Origin of the sequence: Bacillus sp. FJAT-27445, from assembly GCF_001510665.1 — a bacterium.
Classification (GTDB): domain Bacteria; phylum Bacillota; class Bacilli; order Bacillales; family Cytobacillaceae; genus Bacillus_D.
Genome location: NZ_LMTI01000004.1, coordinates 24,996 through 37,221 on the forward strand (window position 1 = coordinate 24,996; position 12,226 = coordinate 37,221).

Below are 12,226 nucleotides of genomic sequence, written 5' to 3' on the forward strand. Positions count from 1 at the left end.
AGGAGGGAACGCGAATGTTGCCAGGCGAATACATTTTGAAAGATGAAGACATTATTTGTAATGAGGGCAGCGAAGTATTTACCATTTCCGTTATAAATACGGGTGACCGTCCCGTCCAAATTGGTTCACACTATCATTTCTATGAAGTGAACGAAGCGCTTGAATTTAATCGAGAAGAAGCATATGGAAAACGGTTAAACATTCCGGCAGGTGCTGCTGTTCGCTTCGAACCTGGTGATAAAAAGGAAATCCAGCTTGTTAATTATGCAGGGGAACGCCGTGTATATGGGTTTAACAATAAAGTAGATGGCTCACTAGAAAGTAGGGATGACTCATGAGTTTTAGGATGTCAAGAAAACAATATGCTTCTATGTTCGGCCCAACAATAGGTGATTCAATCCGCCTTGCTGATACGGACTTATTTATTCAAATAGAGAAAGATTATACTAAGTACGGAGAAGAAGTTGTTTTTGGCGGCGGGAAAGTGATTCGCGACGGCATGGGACAGCATCCGCTTGCTACCCGGGAAAAAGATGGTGTAGCGGATACGGTTATTACCAATGCGGTGATTTTGGATTACACCGGAATCGTTAAAGCTGATATTGCCATTCGGGACGGGAAGATTGCCGGGATTGGAAAGGCAGGTAACCCGCTCATATCCGATAACGTCGATATTATCATTGGTGCAGCAACTGAAATTATTGCCGGTGAAGGCTTTATTGTTACGGCCGGAGCGATTGATACGCATGTTCACTTTATGAATCCCGATCAGGTTCAATTAGCTCTTGCAGCAGGGACCACAACATTGATCGGGGGAGGTACAGGGCCGGCAACCGGATCGCGGGCAACAACGGTCACTCCGGGTGAATGGAATATTCACCGAATGCTAATGGCAGCAGAAGGCCTTCCAATCAACGTCGGCTTCACAGGAAAAGGAAGCGCCGCGGCTATGGAACCTCTAGCAGAGCAAGTAAAAGCTGGCGTAATCGGCCTCAAAGTGCACGAAGACTGGGGTGCTACCGCTTCTGCCCTCGATTACGCACTCCGTACAGCTGACAAATATGATATCCAAGTCGCCCTCCACGCGGATACGTTGAACGAAAATGGCTTTATGGAGCATACAATGGCTGCAGTGAAAGATAGAGTTCTTCACATGTACCATACTGAAGGTGCAGGCGGCGGACATGCCCCTGACTTAATCAAATCTGCGGGATATTTAAATATTCTTCCTTCATCAACAAACCCTACCCTTCCTTATACCGTAAACACAATTGACGAACATCTCGATATGGTAATGGTTTGCCATAACTTAAATCCTTCTGTTCCGGAAGATATTGCTTTTGCAGACTCCAGAATTAGAAGAGAAACAATTGCAGCCGAAGACATTCTTCAAGACATGGGTGTTTTCAGTATGGTCAGCTCTGATTCCCAGGCAATGGGACGTGTCGGAGAAGTTATTTTGCGTACTTGGCAAACAGCAGACAAAATGAAAAAGCAGAGAGGGCTTCTCCAAGGTGACAACAAATATGCTGATAACAACCGTGCGAAGCGCTATATCGCGAAATATACAATTAATCCTGCGATTACCCATGGAATTTCCAATCATGTCGGTTCAATTGAAGTCGGGAAAATAGCCGACCTTGTCCTTTGGTCTCCGAAGTTTTTTGGAGTAAAGCCTGAAATGATCCTTAAGAACGGACTGGCTGTAAAAGCATTAATGGGAGATGCTAATGCTTCGATTCCAACCCCGCAGCCGTATATCTACCGCCCAATGTATGCGCAGTTCGGAAAAGCTTTATCAAAAAGCTCGGTTACGTTCATTTCTCAGGCTGCTTATGATGACGGAGTCCATGAAAAGCTTGGCCTTGAAAAAATTATTCACCCTGTGGGTGGAATTCGGACGTTAACCAAGAAAGATATGAAATTAAATTCAGAAACACCCGAAATTACAGTGGATCCACAAACGTATGAGGTGCGTGTCAACGGAGAACTATTGACATGTGACCCTGTTGATACTGTTCCAATGGGACAGCGTTATTTCCTATTCTGAGGTGAAGGAATTGATTATTGAAAAGATTGTCGGAAATATAGGAGACATGGATCAAGAAGAAATCAAAAAACGGCATATTGAAAAAGTTTACCTTGAGAGTGCCAATTTAGTGAAAAGAATCCAGCGGGTAAAAACAGATCATGGAAATGAGCTGGGAATCCGTTTGAAAGAGCTACGCGATCTTTTAGCTGGCGATGTGTTGTATATGGACGAAAAAAATATGATTGTCGTTGATGTGCTATCCGATGATCTTCTCGTCATCAGCCCACGAAGCATAAAGGAAATGGGAACAATCGCACACCAGCTGGGCAATCGGCATCTGCCTGCCCAGTTTGAAGGGAACGATATGCTCGTTCAATACGACTATTTAGTAGAGGAACTACTCCAAGAGCTAGGAATCCCATTTAAACGGGAAGACCGGAAAGTAAAGCAGGCATTTCGTCATATAGGGCACAGCCATGGATAAAAACATCCTTTCTTTATTCCAGCTATGCGACTCGAATTTTCCAACGGGCGCCTTCAGCCATTCGTTTGGTTTGGAAAGTTATATTCAAGATAACCTAGTAACTGACCAAGAGACGTTTTATCGGTGGCTGCAGGTGTACTTGCATGAGCAGCTCATCTATACGGATGGGCTTGCCTGCAGGCTCGCCTACGAGGCCCTATTAAATGAAGATTTTGAGCGCATATGGGAACTGGATCGCCTGTTAACCGTTCAAAACTTACCGCGGGAAACAAGGGAAGGAACACAAATGATCGGGAGCCGAATGCTAAAAATAGCCGAATCTTTATTCGGCTTTCCGGTTCTCGCCAAATACAGAGAAGAAATGAAGAAGAAAAAATCATTCGGGCACCCTTCCATTGTGTTTACGATGGTCGCTCACGGCCTTGGAGTAACAAAAACAAATACAGCACTCTACTATTTGTATTCTTCTATTTCCAGCCTGACACAAAATGGAGTACGGGCAATTCCCCTAGGACAAACAGCAGGCCAACTGATTACACATCGATTCATGTCTGAACTGACAGAGGCCGTTGGAAAAATACTGACGCTGAGCGAAGATGACTTTGGAATTGTGTCACCAGGATTGGAATTAGCCCAAATGAAGCATGAACGAGTCAATATTCGTATTTTCATGTCTTAAAACTATTAAAGAATGATTAAAGGAAGTGTTTTAATGGAACCAATTAAAATCGGGGTTGGAGGCCCTGTTGGTGCAGGAAAGACAATGCTTGTGGAGAAGTTGACCCGCCATCTAAAAGATGAAATCAATATGGCGGTTGTCACAAATGATATATACACAAAAGAAGATGCGAAATTCCTGATTCAAAATGGTGTTCTCCCTGAAGACCGAATTATCGGTGTGGAAACAGGAGGCTGTCCTCATACAGCCATTCGTGAAGATGCATCAATGAATTTCGCGGCCATCGAAGAGCTAATCGAGCGCCACCCTGATGTGGAACTTATTTTCGTTGAAAGTGGCGGTGACAATCTCGCGGCAACATTCAGTCCAGAGCTCGTTGATTTCTCCATATATATCATTGATGTGGCACAAGGGGAAAAGATTCCCCGCAAAGGCGGCCAGGGGATGATTAAGTCCGATTTATTCATCATAAATAAGACGGACCTAGCCCCATTCGTCGGCGCCAGCCTTGAGGTCATGGAGAAGGATACAAAGGTATTCCGCGGGGATAAACCGTTTGTCTTCACAAATTTAAAGGATGAGGAAGGCCTTGATGAAGTCATTGACTGGATTAAGCAACATGTTTTATTAAAAGGATTGGAATAACATGACAAATTGGACAGGCGATTTATCTTTAGACCTGGAATGCCGCAATGGGAGAACTGTTGCAAGAAATGTCTATTTCCAAGGGGCATTTAAAGTCATGCGGCCGATCTACCATGATAATTCCGGGCAGGTATGTTATTATCTATTAAACCCTGGGGGCGGGTATTTGGACGGGGATCGGTATAGAATGAAAATTTCTGCCGCCGAAAACTCTAAAGTAACTCTAACCACTCAATCTGCGACAAAGGTTTATAAGACGCCGAAAGATCATGTCTATCAGGAATCAGAAATTTTTTTAAAAAAGGGAAGTTATCTGGAGTACCTACCGGATCCGCTGATTGCCTATGAAAATGCTCATTACAAGCAAAAAAATATCGTTCATATGGAATCGGGGTCGACGTTCTTATATACGGATATTCTCACACCCGGCTGGTCGCCAAGCGGAGAAAACTTCAGCTATGATACGATTCAATTGAAAACCGAAATATATTTGGACGGCGTACTTGGTGTTTTCGATCATATCAAGTTAGCTCCAGAAAAGAATTCAATTGCAGGCCTGGGTTTTATGGAAGGCTATACCCATTTAGGTTCGATGATTGCGGTCAGCGAAAATACTGATAATGGCCTTCTCGATATGTTGTATGAAACGATTCATTCGGAACAGTCAAACTTTAAATTTGGTCTTTCAAGGCTGGCCATCCCAGGTTTAAGCATTCGGGTCCTTGGGAACTCGACCCAACTCATTGAACGTATTTTTAACCAATGTCACAAAATCATCAGTGAAAAGTGGAACAATACTACGCCAAGTCCTTTAAGGAAATATTAAACATTGAATTCACTTTAGGACAGCCCTCCCCTGTCAGCTCAACCATAAGAAGGGGAAAGCTACCAACAATCAACAGAGGAGGCTCACCGATGCCTGAAGAAAAGAACGAACACCCTGATATTGAAGATTTTGAAGTGAATACTGCATTTGAGGATCGTGTACATGAGAGATTCTCTTTTACGTTTAAAGTCAATAATAATGAGTATAAAGGTTTCTTCCACGAGAATGAAATTCAATGGCACCACCCACACCCCAAACAATTACTTGGTGATGAAAAAATGGAAGCCATGGAATCGAAAATCCATTTATTAATGAGGAAGTACGGAATCTCCAGCGATAGTGGAATAGAAGAACTAGAAATCAAGCCGGCATTTGAAGACAGGGTGCACGAACGCCATCAATTTACCCTGAAAGTAGACGGTGAGGAATACAAAGCGTTTATGACCGAAGGTGAAATTCAATGGTTCCATCCTCATCCTAAACAAAAGCTTGAAGATGAACATGTTCAGGCAATCGAGTTAGAAATACACAAAGAAGTGGCAAAAAAAGAGGAACAACCAGAAGAGGAAAATAAGTAAATTATAAAAAGGAAGGCTTGACGTAGCCTTCCTTTTTATATGGAAGAAAGAATCTACCATGTTACATAATTATTCTTTATCCCATTCCTCAATGTTCCACAAAACGCCGAACCCATGGTGCCCAAGCGTCCTCGTACTGATTCCGGTGACGTCTTTATTGACCCCATAGAGGGCTTTCAGATAGACAAGAAAGTTATACGGCGGGTCTTCCGCAAGTTCTTTCTGGAATTTTTGATAATACGATTCTCTCTCCTGCACTTTAGTTGCCGTACGGGCTTTTTCAAGGAATTCATCTACCTTATAATTTCGATAGGCTCCAAAATTATATTGTCCATCGCCTATTTCGCTGCTATGAAAAAGCCTGAATGTGTGATCATCAGGATCATGTTCACTTCCCCATCCGATAATTAGTGCCTCTTCTTCGTCGTATTTTACCGCATTTCGATCAACTGGTTTGGGTATCGCCTGTATGCCAAGCGGCTTTAATTGTTCCGAAACGACATTGGCGAGCGCAACCCGAATTTTATCTTGTACAGGTGAGACGAGTTCAAACTCGAACCGCTTTCCGCCTTTTACAAGAACTCCATCATCGCCTTTTACCCAGCCGGCTTCAGCCAAAAGCTTTTTTGCTTTTTCCGGATTATACGTATACCAGTCTTTTTGAGGGACTCCTGCCCACGATTTTTGCAAAGGTCCGTAGGCCGGTTCACCATTCCCGGCCAGTACACCTTTCACAAGCGCTTCCCTATCCACCGCCAGGTTCATCGCTTGCCGGACACGCTTATCTTGAAAAAGAGGTAAATTAAAGTTATACATAACTGCCCGATAATCCGCTGTTTCAATTTCGTGCACAGCAAAAGGATCATTTTCTTTTACCCCCGCCCGTTGATTAGGCTCTAACAATGCCAGGTCAATTTCTCTCGTTTTCAACTGGAGGATTCTCGTGTTCACATCAGGTACGGCTTTAAAGACCACTTCATCAAGCTTCGGGGCGGGCCCGTAATAGCCCTCATTGCGCTCAAGGACAATCGTATGGTCACTTTTCCATTCCTTTAGCTTGAAAGGGCCATTGCCGACAGGATTTTGGTTAAAGCCCGTCTCATTCATCGTTTCACCGCTTAATATATGAGCAGGTACGATGCCGATTTTCAGTTTATCCAAAAGTGGCGGGAATGGACGGTAAAGCGTTATTTTAACTTCATCATCCGAAGGAGCTTCGACTGATTTAATTTCATTGAACTCCCCTGCAATAGGTGTGTTTGTTGATGGGTCCTTAATTTTATCAAATGTAAAAACCACATCTGCCGCGGTAACAGGCTTTCCGTCTTGCCACTTTGCGTCTGTACGAAGTTTAAATGTATAAATCAACTGATCTTCCGAGACATCCCAACTCTTGGCTAAATCGGGTTTTACCCCATTGTTCACATCGGGCTTTGTTAAACCGCGAAATAAGAGAGCATCAATTTCTTGGCTTTCATCCAATACTGGATTGATTTTTTCTATTTCCGATCCCGTACCGTAAATGAGTTGCTTTTTATTCGGTATTTCACCTTGTTCCGAACGTTTTTCACTACAGCCCGCCATGACCGCCAAAATAAGTAAAGCCATAACGGCAAAAATCCATTTCATCAAATTCCTTTTCATTCAGAATCTCCTTTACTTCTAAATTTTTTCCGCCCGCGATCCGGGTATAAACGACAAAAGTTCTTTCGTGTATTCATTGGTTGATTGGAATAATTGATATGCGGGAAGCTCGTCGACAATTTCTCCGTTTTTCATAACCATGATCCTGTGGCATAATGCCATGGCTGCCCGGATGTCATGTGAAATGAAAAAAATGGCCAAGCGTTCTTTTTTGATTAATGACCGGATAAGTGAAATTATCTGTGCCTGTGAACTCATATCCAAGTTCGCAAAAGGCTCATCCAGCACAATCAGTTCAGGTTCGACCAAGAGTGCGCGGGCAAGAGCGACCCTTTGTCTCATACCGCCCGAAAGTTCATTTGGATACAAGGAAGCGACTGTTGGAGGAAGACCAACTTTCTTTAAAGCCGACAATACTTGGGCATTTTTATCTCCCTGGCCTTTTTTCCAATAGTCAAACCCTTCCCCAACAATCTTTCCTACCGTCCAACGTAGATTAAATGAGGCAATGGGGTCCTGATGAACCCACTTGACTCCTCTTGCAAGCGGCTTTTCTCCGTGCCAGGATACGATGCCTGTAGTACTTTTTTCAAGCTTCAGAAGAAGACGGGCAAGAGTGCTTTTTCCTCCTCCGCTTTCACCGATTAATCCAACCGCTTCTCCTTGGCATATGTGTAAGCTCACATCTTGTATGGCTTTTATCTGTTCCGTTCGATACCATTTTTTGTTGGTGTATGTTTTTGATATGTTTTTTACATCCATTAAGGGCTTTAGGTCATGGGAGTTGGAGTATTCTGGAGGCCGCGCAAGTAATCGGTATTGCTCGAGCAGCCTTTTTGCCACATTCGTCTTAGGGCGGTGGAATAGTTCCTCTGCCGACGAGCATTCAACCATTCGCCCGGCACTCATAACAAGCACCTCATCCGCTATTTCCGCCACCACGCTAAGGTCGTGTGTAATCAACAGTACTGTCCTGTCCGATTGATTCTGCCATTCATATAGGAGGGAGAGTATTTCAGACTGAACTTTCAAGTCGAGTGCTGTAGTAGGTTCATCTGCAATGAGCAGCATAGGATCGAGTGCAATCGCTAACGCCAGTTGGACACGCTGCCTCATTCCTCCCGATAATTCATGGGGATATGAGCGGAATACCCGCTGAGGATCCTTTATTTTCACAGAATGCAAAAGCTTTATAGCCTCTTCTTTCGCTTCCCGTCTCTTTAAAGGAGTATGGACGGAAAACAGCTCCATAAAGTGTTGTCCAATTGTCTTTATTGGATCGAATGTTTGCCATGTATCCTGGAACACGAACCCAATGTTTTTGCCCCGCCATTTCCTCTTTTGTTTCTCACCCATCAAATGGACATTTTCTCCGAAAAAATGAATATTTCCGGTACTGATAGTGGCTCCTTGCGGGAGCAAGTCAATCAGCGCCCTCGCAGTCAAGCTTTTACCAGACCCGCTTTCACCGATTAATGCAGTAATCGTTCCCTTTTGAATGTTAAATGAGGTGTCAATAATGAATGGAGTCTTGTTTATAGAAATCGTAAGATGTTTTATCTCAAGAAGAAGATCTTTCATACTTTCCTCCTTGTCTGAACTGCGGCCTTGCCAATCGTTCCTGCAATTCATCCCCCAAAAAACTGATGGCAAGTAAAGTTAAGGTAATGCAAATTCCTGGGAATAATGCTTGCCACCATGCACCCGCAAGTAAATGGCTTTGTGCGCTCATAAGCATATTGCCCCAGGATGGCTTATGCGGCGGAATGCCAATCCCAAGAAAGCTCAGCGTTGCTTCCGCAAGAATAGCATGACTCATTCCACTGATGGCAAGAACCGTGATTGTTGGAGAGCATTGGGGAAGCATGTGCCTGATTAATAATTGTAAGGGGGAAGCGCCGATGACGGTTGAGGCCTGAATAAATACTTCCCTTTTCATCGCCATAATTTCCGTACGAATCATACGGGCAACAGGCATCCAGCTTGTTATACTGATCACGAATACGATTGTCATTAAGCCTTGAGATAATAAAAGTTGAAGACCAATCATTAAGATAAGTGAAGGGATGCTTAAACAGGCATCAACAAACCGCATCATCACCCTGTCAACTATGCCGCCGGCAATACCGCTTAAGGATCCATAAATGATGCCTATGATAATGGAAACAGCCATGGCGGCAGCGCCAACTAAGAGGGAAACCCGTCCTCCGTATAAAAGGCGTGTAAAAACATCACGGCCCAGTTCATCCGTCCCAAATAAATGGCCAGAACCAGGTGGTTGAAGTACCTGATCCATCCTGACTTCAATAGGGTCGAATGAGGTTAGAATTGGGGCCATCCATGTGGCAAGGATAAGAACAAAAAGTACACCGGAAGCAATAATTAGCTTCCATGAATAGTGTGGGGTCCGGCTCATTTCTCTCCCTCCCCAAGCATGTTGGCCTGCAAGCGGGGATCAATTACCGCACAAACAATATCCACCAATAAATTGGTGATTATAACAAGTATCATACTGAGCGATATAATTGCTAAAAACACAGGATAATCATGGGCGAGTGCTGATTTTAAAGCAAGCCGGCCGAGGCCCGGCCAGGAAAAAATTGTTTCCACCACAACTGAACCTGCAAGTGCGACCGCAAGCGACATTCCCATATATGATAGAAAAGGTGATAATGCATTGGGCAACAGATGGTTCCACAAAATATGACGATCCGGAATCCCGCGGGCTTTTAAAGCAAAAACAAATCCGCTGTCTTTTGTGAAAGCTATATGATTTCGCAAAAGCTGGATGTAATAACCGGCATGAGATAGTGCGAGGACGAATGCGGGCATAAGCAAGTAACGAAGATGTTCAACCCATCCACCTTCCCCCATTCCGGAAGTTGGCAGAACGCCTAAATAGACGGAGAATATGAGCATGAGCATAAGGGCAAACCAAAAAGACGGAATGGACATAAGAAGGATGCTGACAGCTGTAACGGTTTGGTCAAAATAAGAATGCCGTAACAAGCCAGAGGCGATGCCAAAAAACACGGCCAGAATAACAGTGATTAGATGGGAAGTTAACATAAGTGTAAAGGTCGGCTCAATAGCCCTAGCAACAATGGTGGTTACCGCCTCACCGGAAATGAATGATTGTCCCCATTCTCCGTGGAGTATTTGTGAAAGCCATTTCCCATATTGAATGGGCAATGATTCTTCCAATCCCAAATTTTCCGCGATCCGGGCACGATCGGCATCACTCAGCTTTTGGACCTGTTCACCATACATTGCCGCAGCCGGGTCCCCCGGAAGCAGCCGGATAAAAACAAAGCAAATCATGCTGCCAATCAGCAATACAAAAATTGATTCTACAAGCCGCTTCAAAATGAATTGAACCATTCACATCCTGCTTTCTGTTTAAACTAACTTGACTATTCTAACATACTTTTACCTTGCTTTAACAAAGAGACGATTTACCAAGCAGTTCGGTTTTTACTATGAAACCGGAATTTCAGAACGGTATGTTAGAAAAACAATGTCGGCGGAATCCCTGATAAATTCACCAACCGTAATGTGGAAAGATACCCCATTAAAATTAATGCATTAGTCGAGGCCGATTTCATACCAAAGGGCGGGGAAATCTTGAATGTCTAAATGGCATTGTTTTTGAATGGGGTTTTTCACACTTCTCTTCAAAATGCCATGAAAAAGCCGGACACCCAAGGGCGTCCGGCAGGCTGGCTTATTCGCTTTTCAATAAGTCCATGCTTTGGGTGAATTCTTTTTCGATTTGGTCGTTCTTTTTGTAAGTCATCAAGCTGACTACGTAAGCAACAATCAAGTTGAGGATAAATCCTGGGACGATTTCATACAGAGTCTCACCGAAAAGGACTTTGCCCAGGTTGTAGTTCGACCATACGATTACCGTTACGGCTCCAACGACCATCCCAGCTATGGCTCCCCAGTTGGTCATCTTCCTCCAGAAAAGGCTGAGGATGATGATTGGACCGAAGGAAGCACCGAAACCCGCCCATGCGTAAGCAACAAGGTTCAGGATGGTGTTGTCCTGATCGAATGCTAAAACAGCTGCGATAAGAGAGACGATCAATACCGACATACGTCCAAGGAAAACAAGATGTTTGTCTGATGCATCTTTTTTAACAAGGACTTTGTACAAGTCCTCAACAAGGGCGCTAGATGTAACAATAAGCTGGGAAGAAATGGTGCTCATGATTGCCGCAAGAACTGCTGCGAGCATAAATCCTGCTAAAATAGGGTGGAACAGGATTTGTCCGAGAACGATAAAGACTGCCTCTGGGTTATCCAGTTTCACATTCGTATTTTGCTGGAAGTATGCAATACCTACAAGCGCAACGAAAATTGTTCCAATAAGCGAGAAAATCATCCAGCCCATTCCGATTCGTCGGGCATTTTTAATTTCTTTAACATCCGTAATCGCCATGAAGCGGACGATGATATGAGGCTGGCCAAAGTAGCCCAGGCCCCATGCCGCCGCTGAAATGATGCCGATGAAGGTTGTTCCCTTAAGTAGATCAAGGAAAGCCGGATTTACGGACCTGACAGTTTCAAATGTTTCGGCAGGGCCGCCTGTTGCAAAAATTCCGATAGCCGGAACAAGGAGCAAGGCAATCAGCATCATTAAGCCCTGGATAAAGTCTGTATAACTTACGGCAAGGAATCCGCCAAATAACGTGTAAGCAACAGTAACTCCGCCAACAATATACAGCCCTGTCATATAGCTTGTTCCGAAAGAATTCTCGAAGAAAACGGCTCCGGCAACAAGTCCGGAAGAAACATAGAAAGTAAAGAAAACAAGAATAACAATACCTGAAATGATTCTTAAAAGTTTAGTTTCATCCTTAAACCTGTTTTCCAAATAGCTTGGAATTGTAATTGAATTGTTCGAAACCTCGGTGTAGGAGCGGAGCCGCGGTGCGACCAAAAGCCAGTTGAGGTAAGCACCGGTTGTTAGACCGATTGCAATCCATGCGTCCGCTAAACCGCTAAGATAAATACCGCCAGGCAACCCCATTAACAGCCATCCGCTCATATCGGCAGCGCCGGCGCTTAAAGCCGTTACCGCAGGCCCGAGAGAGCGTCCCCCAAGCATGTAATCAGTCAGGTTGCTCGTTTTACGGAAGGAATACCAGCCGATGAAAAGCATCGCTGCCATGTAAATTCCAATCGATATGAGCTGTAACACCCCATTCGTCATACTATTTCCCCCTTTGCTGAATTGGAAAATATTTTAAATAATATTCAATATATAAAATATTCTCTCATCTTAATTTATAATATAAGTATTTTACTAGTCAACTTGAAAAGTTTTGGTAAT

12 protein-coding genes are annotated in these 12,226 nt (G+C 43.9%); 7 read left to right on the forward strand and 5 right to left on the reverse strand.

Annotated features, from left to right (window positions below; all coding sequences use genetic code 11):
• The first annotated feature begins 14 nt into the window (after positions 1-14).
• The 7 genes from AR337_RS12030 (at position 15) to AR337_RS12060 (ending at position 5,244) form a co-directional block, all read left to right on the forward strand.
• Positions 15-338 carry an urease subunit beta gene (locus tag AR337_RS12030; protein ID WP_059172274.1) on the forward strand — a complete coding sequence of 108 codons (324 nt, stop codon included), beginning with the start codon at positions 15-17 and terminating at the stop codon, positions 336-338.
• Positions 335-2,050, forward strand: coding sequence for an urease subunit alpha (gene ureC, locus AR337_RS12035; protein ID WP_059172275.1), 1,716 nt, complete (start codon positions 335-337; stop codon positions 2,048-2,050). Before AR337_RS12030 ends, ureC begins: the two co-directional genes overlap by 4 nt.
• 10 nt (positions 2,051-2,060) lie before the next feature.
• Positions 2,061-2,516: an urease accessory protein UreE gene (gene ureE, locus AR337_RS12040; protein WP_059172276.1), complete on the forward strand. Its 456-nt coding sequence runs from the start codon at positions 2,061-2,063 to the stop codon at positions 2,514-2,516.
• Positions 2,509-3,195 (forward strand): urease accessory protein UreF, encoded by a 687-nt coding sequence (locus tag AR337_RS12045; protein WP_059172277.1) that lies wholly within the window; start codon positions 2,509-2,511, stop codon positions 3,193-3,195. The genes ureE and AR337_RS12045 overlap by 8 nt, the downstream gene beginning before the upstream one ends.
• 33 nt (positions 3,196-3,228) lie before the next feature.
• The gene (gene ureG / locus AR337_RS12050; protein WP_059172278.1) at positions 3,229-3,840 is read left to right on the forward strand and encodes an urease accessory protein UreG; all 612 of its coding nucleotides are present in this window, start codon (positions 3,229-3,231) and stop codon (positions 3,838-3,840) included.
• A gap of 1 nt (position 3,841) precedes the next feature.
• Complete coding sequence (locus AR337_RS12055; protein WP_059172279.1) at positions 3,842-4,666, forward strand: urease accessory protein UreD; 825 nt, start codon at positions 3,842-3,844, stop codon at positions 4,664-4,666.
• 89 nt (positions 4,667-4,755) lie between these two features.
• Positions 4,756-5,244: a hypothetical protein gene (locus tag AR337_RS12060; protein WP_059172280.1), complete on the forward strand. Its 489-nt coding sequence runs from the start codon at positions 4,756-4,758 to the stop codon at positions 5,242-5,244.
• Positions 5,245-5,313: 69 nt separating this feature from the next.
• On the opposite strand, the gene AR337_RS12065 is transcribed toward AR337_RS12060, so the two are convergent.
• The 5 genes from AR337_RS12065 to putP all read right to left on the reverse strand — a co-directional run bounded on the left by AR337_RS12065 (position 5,314) and on the right by putP (position 12,106).
• Positions 5,314-6,888 carry an ABC transporter substrate-binding protein gene (locus AR337_RS12065; RefSeq protein ID WP_059172281.1) on the reverse strand — a complete coding sequence of 525 codons (1,575 nt, stop codon included), beginning with the start codon at positions 6,886-6,888 and terminating at the stop codon, positions 5,314-5,316.
• An 18-nt stretch (positions 6,889-6,906) separates the two neighbouring features.
• Positions 6,907-8,469: an ABC transporter ATP-binding protein gene (locus tag AR337_RS12070; protein ID WP_059172282.1), complete on the reverse strand. Its 1,563-nt coding sequence runs from the start codon at positions 8,467-8,469 to the stop codon at positions 6,907-6,909.
• Positions 8,450-9,304 carry an ABC transporter permease gene (locus AR337_RS12075; RefSeq protein WP_059172283.1) on the reverse strand — a complete coding sequence of 285 codons (855 nt, stop codon included), beginning with the start codon at positions 9,302-9,304 and terminating at the stop codon, positions 8,450-8,452. The genes AR337_RS12070 and AR337_RS12075 overlap by 20 nt, the downstream gene beginning before the upstream one ends.
• Positions 9,301-10,269, reverse strand: coding sequence for an ABC transporter permease (locus tag AR337_RS12080; RefSeq protein ID WP_059172284.1), 969 nt, complete (start codon positions 10,267-10,269; stop codon positions 9,301-9,303). The genes AR337_RS12075 and AR337_RS12080 overlap by 4 nt, the downstream gene beginning before the upstream one ends.
• A gap of 343 nt (positions 10,270-10,612) precedes the next feature.
• Positions 10,613-12,106 (reverse strand): sodium/proline symporter PutP, encoded by a 1,494-nt coding sequence (gene putP, locus AR337_RS12085; RefSeq protein ID WP_059172285.1) that lies wholly within the window; start codon positions 12,104-12,106, stop codon positions 10,613-10,615.
• Positions 12,107-12,226 lie beyond the last annotated feature (120 nt).

Excerpts from the sequence above, each read along its gene's own strand:
- AR337_RS12030 (WP_059172274.1), top strand. The coding sequence starts at position 15 with ATGTTGCCAGGCGAATACATTTTGAAAGATGAAGACATTATTTGTAAT.
- ureC (WP_059172275.1), top strand. The coding sequence starts at position 335 with ATGAGTTTTAGGATGTCAAGAAAACAATATGCTTCTATGTTCGGCCCA.
- AR337_RS12045 (WP_059172277.1), top strand. The coding sequence starts at position 2,509 with ATGGATAAAAACATCCTTTCTTTATTCCAGCTATGCGACTCGAATTTT.
- ureG (WP_059172278.1), top strand. The coding sequence starts at position 3,229 with ATGGAACCAATTAAAATCGGGGTTGGAGGCCCTGTTGGTGCAGGAAAG.
- AR337_RS12055 (WP_059172279.1), top strand. The coding sequence starts at position 3,842 with ATGACAAATTGGACAGGCGATTTATCTTTAGACCTGGAATGCCGCAAT.
- AR337_RS12060 (WP_059172280.1), top strand. The coding sequence starts at position 4,756 with ATGCCTGAAGAAAAGAACGAACACCCTGATATTGAAGATTTTGAAGTG.
- AR337_RS12065 (WP_059172281.1), bottom strand. The coding sequence starts at position 6,888 with ATGAAAAGGAATTTGATGAAATGGATTTTTGCCGTTATGGCTTTACTT.
- AR337_RS12070 (WP_059172282.1), bottom strand. The coding sequence starts at position 8,469 with ATGAAAGATCTTCTTCTTGAGATAAAACATCTTACGATTTCTATAAAC.
- AR337_RS12075 (WP_059172283.1), bottom strand. The coding sequence starts at position 9,304 with ATGAGCCGGACCCCACACTATTCATGGAAGCTAATTATTGCTTCCGGT.
- AR337_RS12080 (WP_059172284.1), bottom strand. The coding sequence starts at position 10,269 with ATGGTTCAATTCATTTTGAAGCGGCTTGTAGAATCAATTTTTGTATTG.
- putP (WP_059172285.1), bottom strand. The coding sequence starts at position 12,106 with ATGACGAATGGGGTGTTACAGCTCATATCGATTGGAATTTACATGGCA.